At 58.5% G+C, this 24,269-nt stretch carries 20 protein-coding genes; all 20 read right to left on the bottom strand.

What is annotated here, in order from left to right; genetic code table 11:
- Positions 1 to 118: 118 nt before the first annotated feature.
- Positions 119 to 1,408, bottom strand: coding sequence for a phosphopyruvate hydratase (gene eno / locus AC1DQM_RS16725; protein WP_007940523.1), 1,290 nt, complete (start codon positions 1,406 to 1,408; stop codon positions 119 to 121).
- A gap of 157 nt (positions 1,409 to 1,565) precedes the next feature.
- Entirely contained in the window at positions 1,566 to 2,411 is an 846-nt protein-coding gene (kdsA, locus tag AC1DQM_RS16720; protein WP_015093773.1) for a 3-deoxy-8-phosphooctulonate synthase, read from the bottom strand.
- A gap of 5 nt (positions 2,412 to 2,416) precedes the next feature.
- The gene (locus AC1DQM_RS16715) at positions 2,417 to 4,048 is read right to left on the bottom strand and encodes a CTP synthase (protein WP_026286489.1); all 1,632 of its coding nucleotides are present in this window, start codon (positions 4,046 to 4,048) and stop codon (positions 2,417 to 2,419) included.
- A gap of 274 nt (positions 4,049 to 4,322) precedes the next feature.
- Positions 4,323 to 5,651: a tRNA lysidine(34) synthetase TilS gene (gene tilS, locus AC1DQM_RS16710; RefSeq protein WP_477746523.1), complete on the bottom strand. Its 1,329-nt coding sequence runs from the start codon at positions 5,649 to 5,651 to the stop codon at positions 4,323 to 4,325.
- Positions 5,652 to 5,801: 150 nt separating this feature from the next.
- The gene (locus AC1DQM_RS16705; protein WP_018927007.1) at positions 5,802 to 6,749 is read right to left on the bottom strand and encodes an acetyl-CoA carboxylase carboxyltransferase subunit alpha; all 948 of its coding nucleotides are present in this window, start codon (positions 6,747 to 6,749) and stop codon (positions 5,802 to 5,804) included.
- A gap of 150 nt (positions 6,750 to 6,899) precedes the next feature.
- On the bottom strand, positions 6,900 to 10,421 hold the full coding sequence (gene dnaE, locus AC1DQM_RS16700; RefSeq protein WP_018927008.1) for a DNA polymerase III subunit alpha: 3,522 nt from the start codon (positions 10,419 to 10,421) through the stop codon (positions 6,900 to 6,902).
- Between the two features lie 82 nt (positions 10,422 to 10,503).
- Positions 10,504 to 11,145: a ribonuclease HII gene (gene rnhB / locus AC1DQM_RS16695; RefSeq protein ID WP_477746522.1), complete on the bottom strand. Its 642-nt coding sequence runs from the start codon at positions 11,143 to 11,145 to the stop codon at positions 10,504 to 10,506.
- On the bottom strand, positions 11,145 to 12,272 hold the full coding sequence (lpxB, locus tag AC1DQM_RS16690) for a lipid-A-disaccharide synthase (protein ID WP_064620046.1): 1,128 nt from the start codon (positions 12,270 to 12,272) through the stop codon (positions 11,145 to 11,147). The genes rnhB and lpxB overlap by 1 nt, the downstream gene beginning before the upstream one ends.
- A gap of 2 nt (positions 12,273 to 12,274) precedes the next feature.
- On the bottom strand, positions 12,275 to 13,051 hold the full coding sequence (gene lpxA, locus AC1DQM_RS16685) for an acyl-ACP--UDP-N-acetylglucosamine O-acyltransferase (protein ID WP_018927011.1): 777 nt from the start codon (positions 13,049 to 13,051) through the stop codon (positions 12,275 to 12,277).
- Positions 13,048 to 13,488 (bottom strand): 3-hydroxyacyl-ACP dehydratase FabZ, encoded by a 441-nt coding sequence (gene fabZ, locus AC1DQM_RS16680; RefSeq protein ID WP_007940511.1) that lies wholly within the window; start codon positions 13,486 to 13,488, stop codon positions 13,048 to 13,050. Before fabZ ends, lpxA begins: the two co-directional genes overlap by 4 nt.
- Positions 13,489 to 13,597: 109 nt before the next feature.
- The gene (gene lpxD, locus AC1DQM_RS16675; protein ID WP_477746521.1) at positions 13,598 to 14,653 is read right to left on the bottom strand and encodes a UDP-3-O-(3-hydroxymyristoyl)glucosamine N-acyltransferase; all 1,056 of its coding nucleotides are present in this window, start codon (positions 14,651 to 14,653) and stop codon (positions 13,598 to 13,600) included.
- Between the two features lie 3 nt (positions 14,654 to 14,656).
- Positions 14,657 to 15,160 carry an OmpH/Skp family outer membrane protein gene (locus AC1DQM_RS16670; protein ID WP_007940508.1) on the bottom strand — a complete coding sequence of 168 codons (504 nt, stop codon included), beginning with the start codon at positions 15,158 to 15,160 and terminating at the stop codon, positions 14,657 to 14,659.
- A 45-nt stretch (positions 15,161 to 15,205) separates the two neighbouring features.
- Entirely contained in the window at positions 15,206 to 17,584 is a 2,379-nt protein-coding gene (gene bamA / locus AC1DQM_RS16665) for an outer membrane protein assembly factor BamA (RefSeq protein WP_018927013.1), read from the bottom strand.
- A 72-nt stretch (positions 17,585 to 17,656) separates the two neighbouring features.
- Positions 17,657 to 19,009, bottom strand: coding sequence for a sigma E protease regulator RseP (rseP, locus tag AC1DQM_RS16660; RefSeq protein WP_018927014.1), 1,353 nt, complete (start codon positions 19,007 to 19,009; stop codon positions 17,657 to 17,659).
- 52 nt (positions 19,010 to 19,061) lie between these two features.
- The gene (ispC, locus tag AC1DQM_RS16655) at positions 19,062 to 20,252 is read right to left on the bottom strand and encodes a 1-deoxy-D-xylulose-5-phosphate reductoisomerase (RefSeq protein WP_477746520.1); all 1,191 of its coding nucleotides are present in this window, start codon (positions 20,250 to 20,252) and stop codon (positions 19,062 to 19,064) included.
- The gene (locus AC1DQM_RS16650; RefSeq protein WP_086944758.1) at positions 20,249 to 21,055 is read right to left on the bottom strand and encodes a phosphatidate cytidylyltransferase; all 807 of its coding nucleotides are present in this window, start codon (positions 21,053 to 21,055) and stop codon (positions 20,249 to 20,251) included. The genes ispC and AC1DQM_RS16650 overlap by 4 nt, the downstream gene beginning before the upstream one ends.
- Complete coding sequence (gene uppS / locus AC1DQM_RS16645) at positions 21,055 to 21,810, bottom strand: polyprenyl diphosphate synthase (protein ID WP_018927017.1); 756 nt, start codon at positions 21,808 to 21,810, stop codon at positions 21,055 to 21,057. The genes AC1DQM_RS16650 and uppS overlap by 1 nt, the downstream gene beginning before the upstream one ends.
- A 14-nt stretch (positions 21,811 to 21,824) precedes the next feature.
- The gene (gene frr / locus AC1DQM_RS16640) at positions 21,825 to 22,382 is read right to left on the bottom strand and encodes a ribosome recycling factor (protein WP_007940501.1); all 558 of its coding nucleotides are present in this window, start codon (positions 22,380 to 22,382) and stop codon (positions 21,825 to 21,827) included.
- Positions 22,379 to 23,122, bottom strand: a complete 744-nt coding sequence (gene pyrH, locus AC1DQM_RS16635; RefSeq protein ID WP_003198235.1) for a UMP kinase — start codon at positions 23,120 to 23,122, stop codon at positions 22,379 to 22,381. Before pyrH ends, frr begins: the two co-directional genes overlap by 4 nt.
- 210 nt (positions 23,123 to 23,332) lie before the next feature.
- Positions 23,333 to 24,196 carry a translation elongation factor Ts gene (gene tsf, locus AC1DQM_RS16630; RefSeq protein WP_018927018.1) on the bottom strand — a complete coding sequence of 288 codons (864 nt, stop codon included), beginning with the start codon at positions 24,194 to 24,196 and terminating at the stop codon, positions 23,333 to 23,335.
- Positions 24,197 to 24,269: the final 73 nt, after the last annotated feature.

Below are 24,269 nucleotides of genomic sequence, written 5' to 3'. Positions count from 1 at the left end.
CTGATAGCACGAAGCCTGGAAGAACCAGGCTTGTGCTCTTAAGGCATCAGATTAGTGGCAAATCCGTCGCTGTCGCGATTTTTCCGACACAATCCGGTGTCTTTTTATCGTTTACCACTCAGCCGCGGAATTCGCTACGGCCGTTGTACTTGGCTTTGCCATTCAACTGCTCTTCGATACGCAGCAGTTGGTTGTACTTGGAAACGCGGTCGGAACGGCACAGCGAACCGGTCTTGATCTGGCCAGCCGAGGTGCCCACGGCCAGGTCGGCAATGGTCGAATCTTCGGTTTCGCCGGAGCGGTGCGAGATCACGGCAGTGTAACCAGCGGCCTTGGCCATCTGGATGGCTTCCAGGGTTTCGGTCAGGGTGCCGATCTGGTTGAACTTGATCAGGATCGAGTTGGCGATCTTTTTATCGATGCCTTCTTTCAGGATCTTGGTGTTGGTCACGAACAGGTCGTCGCCTACCAGCTGAGTCTTCTCGCCGATCTTGTCGGTGAGGATTTTCCAGCCAGCCCAGTCGGACTCGTCCAGACCGTCTTCGATGGAGATGATCGGGTAACGCTCGGTCAGACCTTTCAGGTAGTCGGCGAAACCTTCAGCAGTGAACACCTGGCCTTCGCCGGACAGGTTGTACTTGCCATCTTCATAGAATTCGCTGGCCGCGCAGTCCAGGGCCAGGGTCACGTCGGTGCCCAGCTTGTAACCGGCGTTGGCCACGGCCTCGGAGATCACTTTCAAAGCGTCTTCGTTGGAAGCCAGGTTCGGCGCGAAACCACCTTCGTCACCAACGGCAGTGCTCAGGCCACGGGCCTTCAGAACGGCTTTGAGGTGATGGAAAATCTCGGTGCCCATGCGCAGACCTTCCGAGAAAGACTTGGCGCCAACCGGCTGAACCATGAATTCCTGGATGTCGACGTTGTTATCGGCGTGCTCGCCACCGTTGATGATGTTCATCATCGGAACCGGCATCGAGTAAACACCCGGGGTACCGTTCAGGTTGGCAATGTGAGCGTACAGCGGCAGGTCCTGGTCCTGTGCTGCTGCCTTGGCCGCGGCCAGGGAAACGGCGAGGATCGCGTTGGCGCCCAGGGTCGCTTTGTTCTCAGTGCCATCGAGCTTGATCATCGCGTGATCCAGCGCTTTCTGGTCGCTTGGGTCTTTGCCCAGCAACAGGTCGCGGATCGGACCGTTGATGTTGGCTACGGCCTTGAGCACGCCTTTACCCAGATAACGGCTCTTGTCGCCATCACGCAGCTCGAGCGCTTCACGCGAGCCAGTGGAAGCACCGGATGGCGCGCATGCGCTGCCGATGATGCCGTTATCGAGAAGCACGTCTGCTTCCACAGTGGGATTGCCACGGGAGTCGAGAACTTCACGACCTTTGATGTCGACGATTTTTGCCATTGTTGTAAACACTCCAAAGTTGACGAAAACGACGCAGCTGAAGGAAATCTTTTATCGTCGGCAAGTGACAGACAGCGGGCAGGCTTGCGGACGATAAGGCTCAAGCCCGAGGGCCTGAGCATTTAAACCGTGCGGTACTTTACCGGAGAATTGAGGTTTACGCGGTTTCTACCGTCGGAAAACTCTTCACCAGTTCGTCCAGTGCTTTGAGCTGGGCCAGGAATGGCTCCAGTTTGTCCAGACGCAGGGCGCAAGGGCCGTCGCATTTGGCGTTGTCCGGGTCCGGGTGGGCTTCGAGGAACAGCCCAGCCAGCGACTGGCTCATGCCGGCCTTGGCAAGGTCAGTGACCTGGGCACGACGACCACCGGCGGAATCGGAGCGACCGCCGGGCATTTGCAGCGCGTGGGTCACGTCGAAGAACACCGGGTATTCGAACTGCTTCATGATGCCGAAGCCGAGCATGTCGACCACGAGATTGTTGTAGCCGAAGCTCGAACCACGCTCGCAGAGAATCAACTGATCGTTACCGGCTTCCACGCATTTGTTCAGGATGTGTTTCATTTCCTGGGGCGCGAGGAACTGGGCTTTCTTGATGTTGATCACCGCGCCGGTCTTGGCCATCGCGACCACGAGATCGGTCTGGCGCGACAGGAAGGCCGGCAACTGGATGATGTCGCAGACTTCAGCGACGACCGCGGCCTGATCAGGCTCGTGGACGTCGGTGATGATCGGTACGCCAAAGGCTTGCTTGATGTCCTGGAAAATCCGCATGCCCTCTTCCAGCCCGGGGCCACGGTAAGAGGTCACAGAAGAACGGTTCGCCTTGTCGAAACTGGCCTTGAACACGTAAGGGATACCGAGTTTTTCGGTGACCTTTACGTACTCTTCGCAGACCTGCATCGCCATGTCACGGCTTTCCAGCACGTTCATGCCACCGAACAGCACCATTGGCTTGTCGTTGGCAATCTCGATATCGCCTACGCGGATGATCTTCTGCGCCATCAGGATTACGCCTTCTTCTGGTGTTGAGCCAAAGCGGCTTTAACGAAACCGCTGAACAACGGGTGACCGTCGCGTGGCGTCGAGGTGAACTCTGGGTGGAACTGGCAAGCGACGAACCATGGGTGATCCGGTGCTTCAACCACTTCAACCAGCGCGCCATCACCGGAACGACCGGAGATTTTCAGGCCGGCCTCGATGATTTGCGGCAGCAGGTTGTTGTTCACTTCGTAGCGATGACGGTGACGCTCGACGATCACATCCTTGGCGTAGCAATCGTGCACCAGGGAACCTGGCTCAAGCAGGCAGTCCTGAGCGCCAAGGCGCATGGTGCCCCCCAGATCGGACGATTCGGTACGGATTTCGACGGCGCCGGTGGCATCTTCCCACTCGGTGATCAGACCGACCACCGGGTGACCGCTGGTACGATCGAACTCAGTGGAGTTGGCATCTTTCCAGCCCATTACGTTACGAGCGAACTCGATAACGGCCACTTGCATGCCCAGGCAGATACCCAGGTATGGAACCTTGTTTTCGCGAGCGTATTGAACGGCAGTGATCTTGCCTTCAACACCACGCAGACCGAAGCCGCCCGGTACCAGAATCGCGTCGACGCCTTCCAGCAGCGCGGTGCCCTGGTTTTCGATGTCTTCGGAATCGATGTAGCGCAGGTTGACCTTGGTGCGGTTGCTGATGCCGGCGTGACTCATCGCTTCGATCAGCGACTTGTAGGCGTCCAGCAGTTCCATGTACTTGCCGACCATGGCGATGGTGACTTCGTGTTCCGGGTTCAGCTTGGCATCAACCACCGCTTCCCACTCGGACAGATCGGCGCTGTCGCATTGCAGGCCGAAACGCTCGACGACGAAATCATCCAGGCCCTGGGAGTGCAGAATGCCCGGGATCTTGTAGATGGTGTCAGCGTCTTCCAGCGCAATCACCGCACGCTCTTCAACGTTGGTGAACTGCGCGATCTTGCGACGCGAAGAAATGTCGATCGGGTGATCGGAGCGGCACACCAGCACGTCAGGCTGCAGGCCGATGGAGCGCAGCTCCTTGACCGAGTGCTGGGTTGGCTTGGTTTTGGTTTCGCCGGCAGTGGCGATGTACGGCACCAGTGTCAGGTGCATCAGCATCGCGCGCTTGGCGCCGACTTCGAAACGCAATTGACGGATCGCCTCGAGGAACGGTTGCGACTCGATGTCACCCACGGTGCCACCGATCTCGACCATGGCCACGTCGGCATCGCCAGCGCCCTTGATGATCCGGCGCTTGATTTCGTCGGTGATGTGCGGGATCACCTGAATGGTTGCGCCCAGGTAATCACCACGGCGCTCTTTGCGCAGGACGTGTTCGTAGACACGGCCAGTGGTGAAGTTGTTGTTCTGGGTCATGGTCGTGCGGATGAACCGCTCGTAGTGGCCCAGGTCCAGGTCGGTCTCGGCGCCGTCGTGGGTGACGAACACTTCACCGTGCTGGAACGGGCTCATGGTGCCCGGGTCAACGTTGATGTACGGGTCCAGCTTCAGCATGGTGACCTTAAGTCCCCGCGCCTCCAGGATGGCCGCCAATGAAGCCGAGGCAATGCCTTTCCCCAATGAAGAAACAACACCGCCCGTGACGAATATGTAGCGCGTCATGAAAAACCCTAGAAGTCTGCGTTAAAGCGGTCCGAGCCGCCGGGGAAAGCGAAGGAAGGCCGAAGCCCCCGATCACCTGCATTAATCACAGTGCACCTTTCAAAAAAACCGCCGCGTTGGGACAGACCGGAAGATGAAACACCGGTAGGTTGCTCGCTACACATTTTTTGGAATCGCCCAGCAAAGACTGCTTGGTAATCGGCAACTGCTGCGATTCAGGCGAATCCACAGAAGTTGTATCAAGAAGGGAGCGTAGTCTACCGGAAAGCCCCTTTCAGCTCAAACCTTGATCTTCGATCGGCGGCTGCCAATGCAAATACCAGCCACTGCGCTCACTGCCATTCAGCCCCCGCAGGTTCGCCACCGCCAGCAATTGCTGGCCCCTGTAGACCAGCGGCAATCTGCCACGGGCGAAGCCCGGCACGCCCCTTTCGTTGAGCAAACGCTTCAAGTCACGGTGACCGCGATCGGGCAAATTCATGACTTCGCCGCCCTCACGATAGCGGATCTGCAACGGGCCATCGGGGATCTGGCCGGTGAGTGTGAGCACGCCATTATCCGGTAACGCCAGCAATACCGCGGGGTCAGCCCAGGACACCGGGGATGGCGGAGTGCGCAACCATCCACCTGACAACCACCAGAGACGCCCACCAGCGCGATGCAGTTCGCCCGCCGCCAATCGCCAGACCGGACGCGCATCGCCAGTCGCATCGCGCAAATCCTGCCAACCCGACCAATGGTCACTGTCCGGCAAAGACGTCAGCGGTTTGAGCCAATGACTCAGCGCATTGCGCTGGCGTGCATCAGAGAGCTTTTCCAGGGGCGCCAGCTCCAGCGACGGCAACCCCAGCCAATCGAAATCACTGTCGGTGCCGGCCTGGGCCAGATCAATTTGCGCCAGATCGTCGAGCAACCCCTGCGCCTCACTCAGATGCGCAGCGCTGCGAGCCATGGTCGCCACTGCTTGCGGCCAGCGCGCGGTCAACACGGGAAACACCTGATGACGCAGGTAATTGCGCGAGAACTGCCGGTCCTGATTCGACGGATCTTCGATCCAGTTCAGCTGATATTCAGTGGCGTAGGCCTCAAGCTCGGCGCGAGTGACATCAAGCAGTGGTCGCAGCAGATGCCCACGCCCCAAAGGACGCTCACTCGGCATCCCCGACAAACCTCTCACCCCTGCCCCGCGCATCAGCCGAAACAACAGGGTTTCCGCTTGATCGTCACGGTGCTGACCTGTGAGCAGTACTTCACCGGCGTGAGTCGCCGCGATGAAGGCGCCGTAACGCGCATCCCGCGCCGCACGCTCGAGGCTAGCGCCGCGTTCAACCTGAACACGCACAACCTCCAGCGGCACACCCAACGCATCACAGACCGACTGACAGTGTTCCGGCCACTCATCAGCCGCAGCCTGCAGGCCGTGGTGGACGTGAATGGCGGTCAATGCCGGCAAGGATTCGGTTTTTGCGAGGTGTGCGAGAAGGTGCAGCAGGACGGTGGAATCGAGACCACCGGAGAAGGCGATGCGCCAGGTTGTGGCGTTACGCCACGGAACCAGCCCATGGAGAAGCCTGGCTGGCAGATCAATCGTCTTAGGGCTCATAGACGTCAGTCGCTTCACATAGACCCATTGTGGGAGCGAGCCTGCTCGCGAAGGCTGCTTAACATTCAACATATTTGTTGATTGTTATACCGCAATCGCGAGCAGACGAACGTCGCCCGGCTCTTCCCACAAGGCTATAGCGCGATCAGATCAGAGACCGTAGCTCATCAGACGCTCGTAACGACGGGCCAGCAGCGCGTCGTTGTCGAACTTCTTCAACATCGCCAGTTGCGAGCTCAGCTCGGCGCGGATCGAGGCAGCCGCAGCGGCCGGATCACGATGAGCGCCGCCCAACGGCTCGCCGATCACTTTATCGACGATGCCCAGGCCCTTCAGACGCTCGGCAGTGATGCCCATCGCTTCAGCGGCATCCGGGGCTTTCTCGGAAGTTTTCCACAGAATCGAGGCGCAACCTTCCGGCGAAATCACCGCATAGGTCGAATATTGCAGCATGTTCAGTTGATCGCAGACGCCAATGGCCAGCGCACCACCGGAACCACCCTCACCGATCACGGTGGCGATGATTGGGGTTTTCAGGCGAGCCATGACGCGCAGGTTCCAGGCAATCGCTTCGCTCTGGTTGCGCTCTTCGGCGTCAATGCCAGGGTAAGCGCCCGGGGTGTCGATGAAGGTCAGGATCGGCATTTTGAAACGCTCGGCCATTTCCATCAGGCGACACGCCTTGCGGTAGCCCTCAGGGCGCGGCATGCCGAAGTTGCGGCGAACCTTCTCGCGCACTTCGCGACCTTTCTGGTGACCGATAACCATCACCGGCTGGTCGTCCAGACGAGCAACACCGCCAACGATGGCAGCGTCGTCGGAGAAGTGACGGTCGCCGTGCAACTCATCGAACTCGGTGAAGATGTGTTCGATGTAGTCCAGGGTGTACGGACGTTTCGGGTGACGCGCCAGACGCGCGATCTGCCAGCTGGTCAGCTTGCCGAAGATGTCTTCGGTCAGCGTGCTGCTCTTGTCCTGTAGGCGGGAGATCTCATCGCCGATATTCAGCGAATTGTCATTACCGACCAAGCGCAACTCTTCGATCTTGGCTTGCAGGTCGGCGATCGGCTGTTCGAAATCTAGAAAATTCGGGTTCATAGGCGTCCGTCTAGGGTCGCGTCCAAGAGAGCTTGGGCCGGCCGGTTGTCTATTCGCGCCCTACCTTAAGGGACAGGCGCGTTCAGGTCGAGATTAAAAATTCGGGTCGGGATCAGGCGCGTTCCCATGGTAAGGAATGGCGCCTGACCGTCAACGGTATTGGAGGAAGACGTTGTCTCGCCCGAACTGGTCACGCAGGGCTTGAATCAAGGCATCCGCCGGGTCGATCCGCCAGGTCTCGCCAAACTGCAACAAGGCCTTCGCATCGGGGCTGGTGTAGTCCATGGTGATCGGGCACGCACCGCGATGACGCTTCAACAACTCGCCCAACCAGCGTAGCTGATCGCCCTTGAGATCCTTTGCATGCAACTTCAGGCGCAGGCTTTCGGCCAGGTTGGTGCGCGCATCTTCCATGCTCATCACCCGCTTGACCCGCAACCGCAGGCCACCGGAGAAGTCGTCGTTGCTGACTTCGCCTTCGACCACCACCATCGCATCGGTTTGCAACAGCGACTGCGCGGAATGGAACGCATCGGCGAACAACGAGGCTTCGATCCGCCCGGAGCGGTCGTCGAGGGTGATGAAGCCCATCTTGTCGCCCTTTTTGTTCTTCATCACTCGCAGGGCGATGATCATGCCCGCGACCGTTTGCGTGTCGCGAGCCGGCTTCAGGTCGATGATGCGCTGACGGGCGAAGCGACGGATCTCGCCCTCGTATTCGTCGATCGGGTGGCCGGTGAGGTACAGGCCCAAGGTATCTTTCTCGCCTTTCAGGCGTTCCTTGAGGGTCAGCTCCTTGGCCTTGCGGTGATTGGCGTAGACGTCGGCGTCTTCTTCAACGAACAGACCGCCAAACAGATCGGCATGCCCACTGTCGTGGGTACGAGCGGTTTGTTCGGCAGCCTTGATCGCCTCTTCCATGGCCGTCAACAACACCGCGCGGTTGCGGTCGATGTTGGCCTGATAGGCTTTCTGCTCATCGTGGAAATACGGGCCAAGGCGGTCCAGGGCACCACTGCGGATCAAGCCGTCGAGGGTGCGTTTGTTGATACGCTTGAGGTCGACCCGCGCGCAAAAATCGAACAGGTCCTTGAACGGCCCGTCTTGCCGCGCCTCGGTAATCGCTTCGACCGGGCCTTCGCCCACGCCCTTGATCGCGCCCAGACCGTAAATGATGCGGCCTTCGTCGTTCACCGTGAACTTGAACTCCGAGGTGTTCACGTCTGGCGCATCGAGGCGCAGCTTCATGGTCCGCACTTCTTCGATCAAGGTCACGACCTTGTCGGTGTTGTGCATATCCGCCGACAGTACCGCGGCCATGAACGGCGCCGGATAGTGGGCTTTCAGCCACGCGGTCTGGTACGACACCAGGCCGTAGGCAGCGGAGTGGGATTTGTTGAAACCGTAACCGGCGAATTTTTCTACCAGGTCGAAAATGTTACCGGCAAGGTCAGCGTCGATATTGTTGGTGGCGCAACCTTCAATGAAACCGCCGCGCTGCTTGGCCATTTCTTCGGGTTTTTTCTTACCCATGGCTCGACGCAGCATGTCCGCGCCGCCGAGGGTGTAACCGGCCATGACCTGGGCAATCTGCATCACCTGTTCCTGATACAGGATGATGCCGTAAGTCGGCGCCAATACCGGCTTGAGGCCGTCGTACTGGTAGTCCGAGTGCGGGTACGCGAGTTCGGCGCGACCGTGCTTACGGTTGATGAAGTCGTCCACCATGCCCGATTGCAGCGGGCCCGGACGGAACAGGGCCACCAGTGCGATCAAGTCTTCCAGGCAGTCGGGCTTGAGCTTTTTGATCAGCTCTTTCATGCCGCGCGACTCGAGCTGGAACACCGCGGTGGTTTCGGCTTTTTGCAGCAGCGTGTAAGTCGGTTTGTCGTCCAGCGGGATGAACGCGATGTCCAGCGGCGGTTCGTTGACCTTGGCGCGGTCGCGGTTGATGGTTTTCAGCGCCCAGTCGATGATCGTCAGGGTCCGAAGCCCCAGGAAGTCGAACTTCACCAGACCGGCAGCCTCGACGTCATCCTTGTCGAACTGGGTTACCAGACCGTCGCCCGCTTCGTCGCAATAGATCGGCGAGAAGTCGGTCAGCTTGGTCGGCGCAATCACCACGCCACCGGCGTGTTTACCGACGTTACGCACAACGCCTTCGAGCTTGCGCGCCATTTCCCAGATTTCCGCGGCTTCTTCATCGACCTTGATGAAGTCGCGCAGGATTTCTTCCTGTTCGTAGGCTTTTTCCAGGGTCATGCCGACTTCGAACGGAATCATCTTCGACAGACGATCCGCCAGTCCGTAGGACTTGCCCTGCACCCGCGCCACGTCACGGACCACAGCCTTGGCCGCCATGGAACCGAAGGTGATGATCTGGCTTACCGCGTTACGGCCGTATTTCTCGGCCACGTAATCGATCACGCGGTCGCGACCGTCCATGCAGAAGTCGACGTCGAAGTCGGGCATGGAAACCCGTTCCGGGTTAAGGAAACGTTCGAACAGCAGGTCATATTCCAGCGGGTCGAGGTCGGTGATCTTCTGCACATAGGCCACCAGCGACCCGGCACCCGACCCACGGCCAGGCCCCACCGGTACGCCGTTGTTCTTGGCCCACTGGATAAAGTCCATCACGATCAGGAAGTAACCGGGGAAGCCCATCTGGATGATGATATCCAGCTCGAAATTCAGCCGGTCGACATAGACTTGGCGCTTGGCTTCGTAGTCTTCGGTGGTGTCCTTGGGCAGCAGAACGCTGAGGCGTTCTTCCAGACCGTCGAAGGAAACCTTGCGGAAATATTCGTCGATGGTCATGCCATCGGGAATCGGGAAGTTGGGCAGGAAGTGCTTGCCCAGCTTCACTTCGATGTTGCAGCGTTTGGCGATCTCGACTGTGTTCTCCAGCGCCTCAGGCAGGTCGCTGAACAGCTCGGCCATTTCCTCGGCGCTTTTGAGGTATTGCTGATCGCTGTAATTCTTCGAACGCCGCGGATCGTCGAGGGCGCGGCCTTCACCGATGCAAACGCGGGTTTCGTGGGCTTCGAAGTCTTCCTGCTTGATGAAGCGCACGTCGTTGGTCGCCACCAGCGGCGCGCCGATTTTCTCGGCCAGGGCCACGGCGCCGTGCAGTTGTTCTTCGTCGTTGGGGCGGTTGGTGCGCTGGACTTCCAGATAGAAACGATCCGGGAACACCGCCATCCACTCGCGAGCCAGGGTTTCGGCTTCGTCCGGGTTGCCGCCGAGCATCGCCAGGCCGATTTCGCCCTCTTTCGCCGCCGACAGCATGATCAAGCCTTCGCTGGCTTCGGCCACCCACTCGCGCTCGATGATGATCGAACCATTGCGCTGGCCGTCGATGAAACCACGGGAGATCAGTTCGGTGAGGTTGCGATAACCTGTGGCGTTCATCGCCAGCAGGCTGATCCGGCTCAAGGGGTTGTCCGGATCCTTGTTCGACAGCCACAGGTCGGCGCCACAGATCGGCTTGATCCCGGCGCCCATGGCGGCTTTATAGAATTTGACCAGGGAACACATGTTGTTCTGGTCAGTGACCGCCACGGCAGGCATGTTCATGCCGACCAGGGTCTTGACCAGCGGTTTGATCCGCACCAGACCGTCGACCAGGGAATATTCAGTGTGCAGGCGTAGATGAACGAATGAAGCCGGCATAGTGATCCTGTCTAGAAACTAGAAACGTGAAGACAACAAGGCCCGGATTGTACCGGGCCTTGAGTAAAACATCAGCCTGCGACTAACCCTCGATCAGGTTTTCCCGCGCTTCATACGCCAGGCGTACCGGGGCGAACGAGCGGCGGTGAATCGGTGTCGGCCCCAGACGCGTCAGCGCCTCCAGATGAACGGGCGTCGGGTAGCCTTTGTGGCCACCGATGCCGTAACCCGGGTAAATCAGTTCGAACGCCGCCATTTCACGATCACGGCTGACCTTGGCCAGAATTGACGCCGCAGCGATGGCCGGCACTTTGCTGTCGCCTTGCACCACCGCTTCGGCGCGCATCGAGAGTTTCGGGCAATGGTTGCCGTCGATCATCGCCAGCTTCGGCTGAATGTGCAGGCCCTCGACCGCGCGCTGCATGGCCAGCATGGTGGCATGAAGGATGTTCAACTCGTCAATTTCTTCGACTTCAGCGCGAGCAATGCACCAGCTCAAGGCTTTTTCGCAGATTTCGTCGTAGAGTTTTTCACGGCGGGCTTCGGTGAGTTTCTTCGAATCGTTGAGGCCGAGAATCGGCCGGCTCGGATCAAGGATCACCGCGGCGGTCACCACGGCACCGCACAGCGGGCCGCGACCGACCTCATCGACACCTGCCACCAGATCTTCAACTTCATCGACCAGCATAAAATCCAGACCCAGCTGCTTGCTTGCTTTGCTCATTATGCTCTGCCAATCAGGTTCAGTACCGCGTCCGCTGCCTGATTGGAGGCGTCCAGTCGCAGGGTTCGGTGGATTTCGTCAAAGCCTCGGGTCTGCTCCTCGCCACCTTCGATCAGCGGCGACAGAGTCTGGGCCAGGGCTTCGACTGTCGCATCGTCCTGCAACAACTCTGGCACCAGCAGGCGCTGGGCCAGCAAATTCGGCAACGAGACGTAGGGACTCTTCACCATCCGTTTGAGAATCCAGAACGTCAGCGGTGCCAGGCGATAAGCGACCACCATCGGCCGCTTGTACAGCAATGCTTCCAGGGTCGCGGTGCCCGAAGCGATCAACACCGCGTCGCACGCCGCCAGCGCCAGATGGGATTTGCCGTCGAGCAAGGTCAGCGGCAGATCGCGACCAGCCAGCAACTCTTCCAACTGGGCCCGACGCTCCGGACTGGCGCACGGCATGACGAATCGCACGCCCGGACGCATGGCCCGCAGGCGCTGGGCGGTGTCGAGGAACAACGCACCGAGGCGCCCGACTTCACCGCCACGACTACCCGGCATCAGGGCAACCAACGGCCCTTCCGGCAAACCGAGTTCGGCCCGCGCGGCGGTGCGATCGGCCTCAAGCGGGATCGCATCGGCCAGGGAATGCCCGACAAACCGTACCGGCACGCCCTTCTCTTCATAAAATTTAGCTTCGAACGGGAACAGCGTCAGCATCAGGTCGCAACCTTCGCGAATCTTCAGCACCCGCTTCTGTCGCCAGGCCCAGACCGACGGGCTGACGTAATGCACGGTCTTGATCCCGGCCTGACGCAGCTTGAGTTCGATATTGAGGTTGAAGTCCGGGGCATCGATACCGATGAACACGTCCGGCTTCGCGGCGATCAGGTCCGCAACCAGTTTCTTGCGACGGGCCAACAGCTCGCGCAAACGGCCCAGCACTTCCACCAGCCCCATGACAGAAAGGCGTTCCATCGGGAAATACGAGGTCAGGCCTTCGGCCTGCATCAGCGGACCGCCGACACCAATGAACTCGACCGCCGGATGCTGTGCCTTGAGCGCACGCATGAGACCCGCACCCAGAATGTCACCGGAAGCCTCACCCGCCACCAGCGCAATACGCAGATTGGCCATGATTAGCGGGTGATGCCGCGGGTCGAAGACTGGATGGAATCACGGAACACCGCGACTTCCGGGAACTGCAGCGAGGGTTCGGCCAGCTCGGCGAGCGCTTGCTCGACTGTCAGGCCCTGGCGGTAAACCACCTTGTAGGCACGACGCAGCGCGTGGATCGCCTCTTCGCTGAAGCCGCGACGGCGCATGCCTTCGAAGTTCATGCTGCGAGCTTCAGCGGGGTTGCCGAATACCGTGACGTACGCAGGAACGTCTTTGCCAATGGCAGTGCCCATGCCGGAAAAGCTGTGGGCGCCAATGTGGCAATACTGGTGAACCAGGGTGAAGCCGGACAGGATCGCCCAGTCTTCAACGTGCACATGCCCTGCCAACGCGGTGTTGTTGACCAGGATGCAATGATTGCCGATAACGCTGTCGTGACCGATGTGGGCATAGGCCATGATCAGGTTGTGATCGCCCAGGGTCGTTTCCGAACGGTCCTGAATGGTCCCGCGGTGAATCGTCACGCCTTCACGGATGACGTTGTGGTCACCGATGACCAGACGGGTTTCCTCGCCCTTGTATTTCAGATCGGGCGTGTCCTCACCTACCGAAGAAAACTGGTAGATGCGGTTGTGCTTACCGATTCGGGTCGGGCCCTTGAGAATCACATGCGGCCCGATCACTGTCCCCTCGCCGATTTCCACACCTGCGCCGACAATCGACCAAGGGCCGACTTCGACGTCGTCGGCCAGGATGGCCGTCGGATCGATGATTGCGCGAGGGTCAATCAAACTCATAGTTTGCGTTCCGCACAGATGATTTCAGCGGAGCAGACTGGCTTGCCATCGACCGAAGCCTGGCATTCGAACTTCCAGATCTGACGCTTGCAACTGATGAACTTGGCTTCAAGGATCAATTGATCGCCCGGCAGCACCGGCTGACGGAAGCGCAGTTTGTCGGAGCCGACGAAGTAGTAAAGCGTGCCATCGGCCGGTTTCACGTCGAGCATTTTGAAACCAAGGATCCCGGCAGCCTGAGCCATCGCTTCGATGATCAGTACGCCCGGCATGATTGGATGCGCAGGGAAGTGACCATTGAAGAACGGTTCGTTGATGCTGACATTCTTGTAGGCGCGAATGCGCTTGCCTTCCACATCCAGATCCACCACCCGGTCCACCAGCAGGAACGGGTAACGGTGAGGCAGGTATTCGCGAATCTCGTTGATGTCCATCATTTCGGGGGGAAGCCTATGTAAAGATTGGGAGCGCGCGACTGACGCGCACTCCTCTAGCAAATCAAGGGAGGCAGTCTAGCGGCTGTGCACACTTGATATGGAAATGGTATCAGCCATCTGATGAAGCATTACCGTCAGGGGTCACGTCCCCTACACGCTTTTCCAGCTGTCGCAGACGTCGCGCGATGTCATCGAGCTGACGGATACGTGCCGCGCTTTTGCGCCATTCGGCTGCCGGTTGCATCGCCGTACCGGAAGAATAGGAGCCCGGCTCGGTAATCGAGTGGGTCACCATGGTCATCCCGGTCAGGAAAACGTTGTCGCAAATGTCGATATGCCCCACCAGCCCTACGCCACCGGCGAGCATGCAATGCTTGCCGATTTTGGTGCTGCCGGAAATTCCCACGCACGCGGCCATGGCCGTGTGGTCACCAACCTGGACGTTGTGGGCAATCTGAATCTGATTGTCGAGCTTCACACCATTACCAATGACGGTATCGGCCAGCGCGCCACGATCGATAGCGGTATTAACGCCTATTTCCACGTCGTCTCCGATCGAGACGCCGCCGATCTGGGCAATTTTCTGCCAGATACCTTTCTCGTTGGCAAAACCGAAGCCTTCACCACCGAGCACGGCACCGGATTGAATCACCACCCGTTTGCCGATGCGCACGTCGTGATACAGCGTGACGCGCGGGGCCAACCAGCCGCCCTCGCCAATTTCGCAGCGTGCACCGATGAAGCAATGCGCACCAACGGTCACACCGGCGCCAATGCGCGCTGCACTTTCGATGACCGCAAAGGCACCGATGCTCGCCGCCGGATCGACCACCGCATCCGCTGCCACTACCGCTGCCGGATGAATACCGGCCGGCGCCTTGGGCTTGGGATCGAACAGGTGGGAAATGCGCGCATAAGACAGATATGGGTCAGCCACCACCAGCGCATCACCGACAAAACCTTCAGCGTCAGCGGCCTTCAGCAGCACGGCTGCGGCCTGACTGTCAGCCAGGTATTTACGGTATTGAGGATTTGCCAGAAAGCTCAACTGAGCTGGGCCAGCCTCTTGCAAAGTGGCCAGCCCAGTAATTTCTTTCTCCGGGTCGCCACGTAAGGTGGCGCCGAGGAACTCGGCCAACTGGCCGAGCTTTATAGTCGCTGTCATGGGTTACTTCAGCTGATTCATGCGCTCGATAACCTGGCGAGTGATGTCGTACTGAGGCTTGACATCAATCACTGCGCCACGCTCGAAGACCAGGTCATAAGCACCTTTCTTGATGACTTCTTCCACAGCGCTGTCCAGTTTCGGCTTGAGCTGCTTCAGCATTTCACGGTCGGCAACGGCTTTGGCTTCGTTCAGCTCCTTGGACTGGAACTGGAAATCACGGGCCTTTTGCTTGAACTCGAGCTCCAGACGTTCACGCTCGCCTTGCTGCATCTTGTCGCCACCAGCCATCAGACGGTCCTGGATACCCTTGGCGCTGCTTTCCAGGCTCTTGAGCTTGGTCAGTTGCGGGCCGAATTTTTTCTCGGCATCCACGGCGTATTTCTTCGCCGCATCGGATTCCAGCAGTGCCATCTGATAGTTCAGAACGGCGATTTTCATGTCGGCAAAAGCCGGACCTGCAACCAGCACGGTCGCCAGGAGAACCAATTGAGTCAACTTACGCACGATGCACTCCTACAAAATCCATTGTCATTATCTTGGGTCAGACGCTTAGAACGTCTGGCCGAGGGAGAATTGGAACACTTGAGTCTCGGCATTGCTGTCCGGTTTTTTGACTGGCATCGCCAAGGCGAAGCTCAACGGACCAAGGGCGGTAACCCATGTCACACCGACACCCACCGAACTGGCCATGTTGCTCAGGCTGACGTCGTTACACTGAGTGTTGGACTTGGAACCATCGGCGTTGGTGCTCTGCTTGCAAGTCGAATCGAACACATTACCCACGTCCCAGAATACCGAAGTGCGCAAGGAACGCTGATCTTTCACGAACGGCATAGGGAATAGAACTTCTACACCACCCTGAATCAGGACGTTACCACCAAACGGCAGTGGATCCTGGTCCGGGTCGGTTGCGGTGCCCGGGTTCACGCCCCGGCTCGGCGTACTACGAGGCCCCAGGGTGCTGTCCTTGAAGCCACGAACCGAGTTGAAACCACCGGCGTAATAGTTTTCATAGAACGGCAAGCCGTCGGTCGAACCATAACCATCGCCATAGCCCAGCTCGGTGTGGAGGCGCATGGTGTAGTTTTCAGACAACGGCTGGAACAATTGACCGCGATAATCGAGCTTGAAGAACGACAAGTCGCTGCCCGGTGTCGTGGCTTCCGCAGTCAAGCTCTGGGAGTGACCACGGGTCGCCAGTACCCCTTTGTTCAAGGTGGATTCAGACCAACCGGCCGATGCCTTGAAGTTGAGGTACTGATCACCTTCCTTGTTAACGAAGTCGAAGATTTCGTCGACGGTGTAAAGACCCGTCTTGATCTTGTCTTGTTGTGCAGACAAACCAAACGTCAGACGCGAAGTCTCGCTGATCGGATAACCAACGTTGACACCTGCGCCCAGGCTGTCTACGGCGTAGCTGGCTACGTTGACATCGAGGTCTTTGTAGTCGGTCGTACGATAGAAAGCGTTGTAACCCAGGCTCACACCGTCAGCTGTCCAGTAGGGGTCGACATAACCGAAGTTATAACGGCTTTGATACTGACTGCGAGTCAAGCCGATGCTGACCTTGTTACCGGTACCCAGGAAGTTGTTCTGAGTGATCGAACCACCAAGGATCAGACCGGCGCTCTGGGCGAAACCAACGCTGGCGGTAATCGAACCGGAAGCCTGCTCTTCAACGCTGTAGTTCACGTCAACCTGATCATCGACACCCGGCACGGCCGGCGTCTCGACGTTGACTTCCTTGAAGAAGCCCAGACGTTCCAGGCGGGTCTTGGATTGGTCGATCAGGTAGGTCGAAGCCCAGCCGCCTTCCATCTGACGCATTTCACGGCGCAGCACTTCGTCTTCGGACTTGGTGTTGCCACGGAAGTTGATGCGGTTCACGTAAGCACGCTTGCCCGGATCGACAGCGAATGTGATATCGACCGTGTGGTCTTCATCGTGAGGCTGAGGCACGCCGTTGACGTTAGCGAAGGTGTAACCCTCGTTACCCAGGCGGCGGGTAATCAGTTCGGAGGTGGTGGTCATCAGCTTGCGCGAGAACACCTGGCCTTTCTGAACCAGCAGCAGGGACTTGACCTGGTCTTCAGGCACTTTCAGGTCGCCGCTGAGTTTCACGTCACGAACGGTGTACTTCTCGCCTTCGTTGACGTTGACGGTGATATAGACGTGTTTCTTGTCCGGGGTGATGGACACCTGGGTCGAAGCGATATCCATATTGATATAGCCACGGTCCAGGTAATAGGAACGCAGACGCTCCAGGTCACCGGAGAGCTTTTCACGAGCGTACTTGTCATCGTTCTTGAAGAACGACAGCCAGTTGCTGGTCTTGAGTTCGAACAGGTCGATCAGGTCTTCATCAGGAAAAACAGTGTTGCCCACCACGTTGATGTGCTGGATCGCCGCTACGGTACCTTCGTTGATGTTGACCTTCAGGGCAACGCGGTTACGCGGCTGCGGCACCACTTCGGTGTCGACGGTAGCCGAGTAGCGGCCCTGAGCGACGTATTGACGCTGCAGCTCGTTACGCACACCTTCGAGGGTCGCGCGCTGGAAGATCTCGCCTTCGGCCAGACCGGACTGTTTGAGGCCCTTCATCAGGTCTTCAGTGGAGATCGCCTTGTTGCCTTCGATCTCGATACTGGCGACCGACGGACGCTCGACTACAGTAATGACCAGGACATTGCCTTCACGGCCCAGCTGGATATCTTGAAAGAACCCGGTTTTGAACAGCGCACGAGTGGATTCCACCAGGCGACGATCATCCGCCTGCTCGCCGACGTTCAACGGCAAGGCACCAAAGACACTACCCGCGGAGACCCGCTGGAGGCCATTGACGCGAATATCAGAGATAGTGAAGGACTCGGCGTGAACTTCGGCGATCATCAATACGGTGAGAACCGCAGTTAGCAGCAGACGTTTCATGAAGTCCTTTCTTATTCCAACTGGCAATAAAAACTGCCGCAAAATGCGGCAGATTCGCAATTCAGCGAAGCGTTACAGTCGACCCAGATCATTGACCAGAGCAAGCAACATCACCCCGACCACCAAACTGATACCGATCTGTATCCCCCAACCTTGCACCCGATCCGACAAGGGACGACCACGCGCCCACTCGATCAGATAAAACAACAAATGCCCCCCATCCAGTACAGGAATGGGCAGCAAATTCAGAACACCCAGGCTAATACTCAGATAAGCAAGGAAATTCAGGAAATCAGCGATGCCCGACTGGGCAGAAGCGCCCGCCACTTTAGCAATGGTTATCGGTCCACTCAAGTTTTTTACCGAGAGCTCGCCGAACAACATTTTCTTGAGCGAGTCGAGGGTCAGTACGCTCATGGTCCAGGTGCGTCGGGCACCCTCCCCAATCGCGGCCACCGGACCGTAACTGACTTCGCGAATCATCTCTGGTGGCCAATCGACCGCTTTCACCCCTGCGCCCAGATAGCCAGTGGGTGCCTTGCTCTCGCCGCGCGCGGCCAGCGTCACAGGGACGTCGATTTGAGCACCGTCGCGCTCAACGCGCAGCATGATTTTGGTATCCGGATGCAAACGGACGATGTCGACTACTTGCTGCCAGTCATCCAGTGCCTTGCCATCAAAGGTCAACAGGCGGTCTCCAGCCTTCAAACCCGCAGCCTTCGCCGGCCCTTTCGGATCAATTTCGGCCAGCACCGGCGGCAATGCCGGACGCCAGGGGCGAATACCCAGCGAGTGAATAGGATCCGGCTCGTTAGCCCCCTTGAGCCACTTGTCCAGCACCAGCTCACGAGGCGAATCCACGGTGGAGCCCTGGTCGCGGACCAGCACTTGCAGGGAACCGCTCTCGCCCAGGCGGCGGACCAGTTGCAGGTTCACCGCAGCCCAGCCGGAAGTGGGCTCGCCATCGATGGCAATAATTTCCTGCCCCGGACTCAAACCTGCCCTGGAGGCGATACTGCCGGATTCGACCGCGCCGATAACCGGGCGCACCTGCTCGCTGCCCAGCATTGCCAATGCCCAGAAAAACACCATCGCCAATAGAAAGTTGGCAATCGGACCGGCTGCCACGATAGCAACGCGCTGACGGACGGACTTGCGATTGAAGGCGTGATCGAGCTGATCGGCCGGCACCTCACCTTCGCGCTCGTCGAGCATTTTCACGTAGCCACCCAGCGGGATGGCGGCAACCACGAATTCAGTGCCTTTGCTGTCGTGCCAGCGCAGCAGCGGCATGCCGAAGCCCACGGAGAAACGCAGCACTTTGACCCCACAGCGACGTGCGACCCAGAAATGGCCGAATTCGTGGAAGGTGACCAGCACGCCCAGCGCTACCAGGGTGCCGACAATCATATAGAGCGCGCTCATCTACTTTCTCCGCAATCCTATCGGTGCTGCATGGGCCAACGTATTGCAGCACTTATCGGCCGTGACGACTCAACCATTGCCCGGCCAGTACCCGTGCTTTCGCATCGGCCGTAAACACTGCCTCGAGATCATCAACCGCAACCACAGGCTCGAGGTTCAATACTTCCTCGATAATACTCGCGATTTCCAGATAGCGAACCCGTCCGTCGAGAAAGGCCGCCACAGCCACTTCATTCGCGGCATTGAGCATGGCCGGCGCGCTGTTACCTGCCTCGGCGGCTTGACGCGCAAGGCGCAGGCAAGGGAAACGCTCTTCATCGGGTGCCTGGAAATCCAGGCGAGCGATGGCGAACAGATCCAACGGCGCAACGCCCGAGTCGATCCGCTCCGGCCACGCCAGGGCATTGGCAATTGGTGTGCGCATATCCGGATTACCCAGCTGCGCCAGCACCGAACCATCGACATAGTCGACCAGCGAATGAATCACGCTTTGCGGGTGAATCACCACTTCGACCTGAGAGGGCGTAGCGTCGAACAGCCAGCAGGCCTCGATCAGCTCGAGCCCTTTGTTCATCATGCTGGCCGAATCCACCGAAATCTTGCGCCCCATGGACCAATTCGGGTGAGCACACGCTTGCTCGGGGGTAACATGCGCCAGTTCGGCCAGGGGCGTCTGCCGGAACGGGCCACCAGAGGCTGTCAGTAGAATCCGGCGTACACCGACCGCGCCCAAACCACGAGAGAAGTCCTGTGGCATGCACTGGAAAATCGCGTTGTGTTCGCTGTCGATAGGCAGCAGTACCGAACCGCTTTTACGCACGGCCTGCATGAACAGCGCACCGGACATCACCAGCGCTTCTTTATTGGCCAAAAGAATCTTTTTGCCGGCCTCGACCGCCGCCAGGGTCGGACGCAAACCCGCCGCCCCGACGATCGCCGCCATTACCGCATCGACTTCTGGATCCGAGGCGATCTGACACAAGCCCTCCTCTCCCACCAGAACACGGGTCGACAGGCCAGCCGCATGCAATTCGTCCTGCAAGCCTCGGGCAGCGCCAGATTCCGGCACGACCGCGAAACGTGGCTCATGACGCACGCACAGCGCAAACAGCTCACTCAAACGAGTGAAACCGCTCAAGGCGAATACCTGATAGCGTTCGGGGTGACGGGCGATGACGTCCAGAGTACTCAGACCAATCGAGCCGGTCGCCCCCAGCACGGTAATCTGTTGTGGGCGACTCACGATGCCGCCATCCACAGCAGCACGGCGAACACCGGAATCGCCGCTGTCAGACTGTCGATGCGGTCCAGCACACCGCCGTGCCCCGGCAGCAGATTACTGCTGTCCTTGATCCCCGACTGGCGCTTGAACATACTTTCGGTGAGGTCGCCCACCACCGAAATGAACACGATGACCGCGGCACCGAACAGGCCCATCAGCATCTGAGCGAAACTCCAGTCCCGCGCAAAACCGACGATTGCCGTGATCACCAGGCTCAGCAGCAAGCCGCCGTACACGCCCTCCCAGCTCTTGCCAGGGCTGACCTGTGGTGCAAGCTTGCGCTTGCCGAAGGCTCGGCCGGAAAAGTACGCACCGATATCGGCGCCCCAGACCAGCACCATCACGGCCATGATCAGCCAGTTGCCCAAGGGTTCCTGCTTGATCAGGATCAGACCTTGCCAGGCCGGCAACAGAATCAACAAACCGATCGCCAGCTTGCAGGCAGCGCTGGCCCAGTGTTCGCTGGACCGCGGATAAGTCAGCACCAGATAGGTGGCCACGCCCCACCAGAGCACCGAGGCACCCAGCACCCAAGGCGCGAGCCCCGGCAGGATGTGCATGACAAACAGCATCAGCGCGACCACAGCAGCAAAAGCAACACGGATCGCCTGGCCGGCGAAACCCGCCAGGCGCGCCCATTCCCATGCCCCCAGCGTCACCACCAGCCCGATAAACAGTGCAAAACCGGACCCTTCAAGCAGGAAAAACCCGCACAGGGCAATCGGCAGCAGAATCAGTGCCGTGATGATTCGTTGTTTAAGCATTAAACCCGGGCTCCAGACTCGACCTGCTCGCTCGTTTTACCGAAGCGACGCTGGCGAGAAGCGAAATCAGCCAGCGCATTGCGCATGGCGTCGTGTTTGAAGTCCGGCCAGAACAGGTCGGAGAAGTACAACTCGGCGTAAGCCAGTTGCCACAGCAGGAAGTTACTGATGCGATGCTCGCCACCGGTACGGATGCACAAGTCCGGCAACGGCAGATCGCCGGTCGCCAGACAGGTTTGCAACAGCTCGGGAGTGATGTCTTCAGGGCGCAGATGCCCGGCCTGAACTTCGCGCGCCAGACGTTGCGCAGCTTGCGCGATGTCCCACTGACCACCGTAGTTGGCGGCGATCTGCAGGATAAAGCGATTGACGCCGGCAGTCATAGCCTCGGCTTCACGCATGGCAGCTTGAAGCTCCGGATGAAAACGCGAACGGTCGCCGATGATGCGCAAACTGATGTTGTTGTCGTTCAGGCGCTTGGCCTCGCGACGCAGCGCCCTGAAGAACAGATCCATCAAGGCACTGACCTCATCGGCCGGGCGTTGCCAGTTCTCACTGGAGAACGCAAACAGGGTCAATACCTCAACCCCGGACTCCGCACACACCTCGATGACCGCACGAACAGCATCCACACCCGCTTTATGCCCGGCGACACCCGGCATAAAGCGTTTTTTCGCCCAACGATTATTACCATCCATGATGATCGCGACATGGCGCGGCACCGCGGACGGCGCAGTCTGCTTGGTCTTGTCCATTTGAAACTCGACCCTTATACGGCCATCAGGTCTTTTTCTTTCTCCGCCAACTTAGCGTCGATTTCAGCCACGAATTTCTTGGTCAGATCGTCGATCTCGCCAGTGGCACGACGCTCTTCGTCTTCGCTGATTTCCTTTTCCTTGACCAGGTCCTTCAGCGAGCTGTTTGCATCGCGACGGATGTTGCGCACGGCAACACGGGCATCCTCAGCGACATCACGAGCCTGCTTGGTGAAGCCCCGGCGGGTTTCTTCGGTCAGGGCCGGCATGGAGATCAGCAGCAACTCACCCAGGTTGGTCGGGTTGAGATTCAGGCCAGCGCTACCGATAGCCTTGTCGACCGCGCCCAGCATGTTGCGCTCGAAGGCAACGACTTGCAGGGTACGGGCGTCTTTAACGGTGATGTTCGCCACTTGCTTGATCGGAGTGTCGGCGCCGTAGTACGGAACCATCACACCTTCCAGAATGCTTGGGTGCGCCTGGCCGGTACGGATACGCCCGAAGTTGTGCGCCAGCGATTCTACGGATTTCTGCATGCGCTCTTTAGCGTCTTTCTTGATTTCGTTGATCATTGTTGAACTTCCTCGATCAGGGTTCCTTCAGCGCCGCCATGTACGATATTCAACAGGGCACCGGGTTTGTTCATATTAAACACGCGCAGCGGCATCTTGTGGTCGCGGCACAGGCAAATGGCCGTCAGATCCATCACACCCAGCTTGCGATCCAGCACTTCATCGTAGGTCAGATGATCGAACTTCTCGGCATGCGGGTCTTTGAACGGGTCAGCGGTGTAGACGCCATCAACCTTCGTTGCCTTGAGCACCACATCGGCATCGATTTCGATTGCGCGCAGGCAGGCAGCCGAGTCCGTTGTAAAGAACGGATTGCCAGTACCGGCCGCGAAAATCACGACTTCCTTGGAGTTCAGGTGGCGCATGGCTTTGCGGCGATCATAGTGATCGGTCACGCCAACCATGGAAATGGCCGACATCACGATGGCCGAGATATTGGCACGTTCCAGCGCATCGCGCATCGCCAGGGCGTTCATCACAGTGGCCAGCATGCCCATGTGGTCGCCAGTGACCCGATCCATGCCGGCTGCGCTGAGCGCTGCGCCGCGGAACAGGTTACCACCGCCGATCACCAGACCGACCTGAACACCGATGCCAACCAGTTGGCCAACTTCCAGTGCCATGCGATCCAGAACTTTCGGATCGATCCCGAACTCTTCCGAGCCCATCAGGGCCTCGCCGCTAAGCTTGAGTAGAATGCGTTTATAGCGAGCCTGATAACCACTGCCCTGCTGAGCCATTGCGAATCTCTCCTGCGGCGTATTTTAAAAATTCTTTGCGAGCTGTTTACAGCTGGCGTTCACTCTAGCTTGGCGCTGCTTCAGCGCCATCGGAACATGGCTTTGTAAGCCAGTTCCAAAAGGAAACCAAATAAAATTGGCAACCCCATCTGAAAAGAGGCTGCGCGCGTAAGCGGGCAGCCTCTTCAGGGCGACAGTTAAAAAACCGTCTTATTGCTTGCTGGCAGCCAGCTGGGCAGCAACTTCTTCTGCGAAGTTGTCTACTGGCTTCTCGATGCCTTCGCCTACTTTGAAGTAGGTGAAAGAAACGATTTCAGCACCGGCTTTCTTGGCCAGGTCGCCGACCTTGATTTCAGGGTTCTTGACGAACGCCTGCTCAACCAGGCTCGCTTCAGCCAGGAACTTGCTGATACGGCCTTTGACCATGTTTTCAACGATGTTTTCTGGCTTGCCGGCAATCTTGTCAGCGTTGAGGGTCAGGAACACGCCTTTCTCGCGCTCGATCGCTTCAGCGGAAACTTCCGACGGCAGCAGGAATTCAGGGTTGGTAGCCGCTACGTGCATAGCGATGTCTTTGGCCAGCTCAACGTCGCCGCCCTTGAGAACAACCGCAACACCAATCTTGTTGCCGTGCAGGTAGCCACCAACAACATCGCCTTCAACGCGAGCCAGGCGACGAATGTTGACGTTTTCGCCAACCTTGCCAACCAGAACCAGACGATCAGCTTCACGCGCTTCGATCAGCGGAGCAGCATCGGTCAGTTTGTCAGCGAACGCTTTTTCAATGCTGGCAGCAACAAATGCCTTGAAGTCGTCCTGCAGAGCCAGGAAGTCGGTCTGCGAGTTCACTTCCAGCAGAACGGCGGATTTACCGTCTTCCTTGAGAGCGATTGCGCCTTCAGCGGCAACGTTGCCGGCTTTCTTGGCAGCCTTGATGGCGCCCGAAGCGCGCATGTCATCAATGGCTTTTTCGATGTCGCCGCCAGCCTTGGTCAAGGCCTTTTTGCAGTCCATCATGCCTTCGCCGGTACGCTCGCGCAGTTCTTTGACCAACGCTGCAGTAATCTCTGCCATTTTCAAATTCCTCTTGGATAGGTTTTCAACCATTCCACCCGATCGAACGGGCGATCAATTCTTCCCGAACCAC

It is taken from the genome of Pseudomonas sp. 01L34, from assembly GCF_056400265.1.
The sequence above is the reverse complement of the archived record's forward strand: the minus strand, read 5'-3'. Positions and strand labels throughout refer to the sequence as shown.

Excerpts from the sequence above, each read along its gene's own strand:
- rnhB (WP_477746522.1), bottom strand. The coding sequence starts at position 11,145 with ATGAGCAAAGCAAGCAAGCAGCTGGGTCTGGATTTTATGCTGGTCGAT.
- dnaE (WP_018927008.1), bottom strand. The coding sequence starts at position 10,421 with ATGCCGGCTTCATTCGTTCATCTACGCCTGCACACTGAATATTCCCTG.
- frr (WP_007940501.1), bottom strand. The coding sequence starts at position 22,382 with ATGATCAACGAAATCAAGAAAGACGCTAAAGAGCGCATGCAGAAATCC.
- lpxB (WP_064620046.1), bottom strand. The coding sequence starts at position 12,272 with ATGGCCAATCTGCGTATTGCGCTGGTGGCGGGTGAGGCTTCCGGTGAC.
- fabZ (WP_007940511.1), bottom strand. The coding sequence starts at position 13,488 with ATGATGGACATCAACGAGATTCGCGAATACCTGCCTCACCGTTACCCG.
- bamA (WP_018927013.1), bottom strand. The coding sequence starts at position 17,584 with ATGAAACGTCTGCTGCTAACTGCGGTTCTCACCGTATTGATGATCGCC.
- AC1DQM_RS16715 (WP_026286489.1), bottom strand. The coding sequence starts at position 4,048 with ATGACGCGCTACATATTCGTCACGGGCGGTGTTGTTTCTTCATTGGGG.
- kdsA (WP_015093773.1), bottom strand. The coding sequence starts at position 2,411 with ATGGCGCAGAAGATCATCCGCGTAGGCGATATCGAGATTGCCAACGAC.
- eno (WP_007940523.1), bottom strand. The coding sequence starts at position 1,408 with ATGGCAAAAATCGTCGACATCAAAGGTCGTGAAGTTCTCGACTCCCGT.
- rseP (WP_018927014.1), bottom strand. The coding sequence starts at position 19,009 with ATGAGCGCGCTCTATATGATTGTCGGCACCCTGGTAGCGCTGGGCGTG.
- pyrH (WP_003198235.1), bottom strand. The coding sequence starts at position 23,122 with ATGGCTCAGCAGGGCAGTGGTTATCAGGCTCGCTATAAACGCATTCTA.
- lpxA (WP_018927011.1), bottom strand. The coding sequence starts at position 13,051 with ATGAGTTTGATTGACCCTCGCGCAATCATCGATCCGACGGCCATCCTG.
- lpxD (WP_477746521.1), bottom strand. The coding sequence starts at position 14,653 with ATGACAGCGACTATAAAGCTCGGCCAGTTGGCCGAGTTCCTCGGCGCC.
- uppS (WP_018927017.1), bottom strand. The coding sequence starts at position 21,810 with ATGGACAAGACCAAGCAGACTGCGCCGTCCGCGGTGCCGCGCCATGTC.
- AC1DQM_RS16705 (WP_018927007.1), bottom strand. The coding sequence starts at position 6,749 with ATGAACCCGAATTTTCTAGATTTCGAACAGCCGATCGCCGACCTGCAA.
- tsf (WP_018927018.1), bottom strand. The coding sequence starts at position 24,196 with ATGGCAGAGATTACTGCAGCGTTGGTCAAAGAACTGCGCGAGCGTACC.
- AC1DQM_RS16650 (WP_086944758.1), bottom strand. The coding sequence starts at position 21,055 with ATGCTTAAACAACGAATCATCACGGCACTGATTCTGCTGCCGATTGCC.
- tilS (WP_477746523.1), bottom strand. The coding sequence starts at position 5,651 with ATGAGCCCTAAGACGATTGATCTGCCAGCCAGGCTTCTCCATGGGCTG.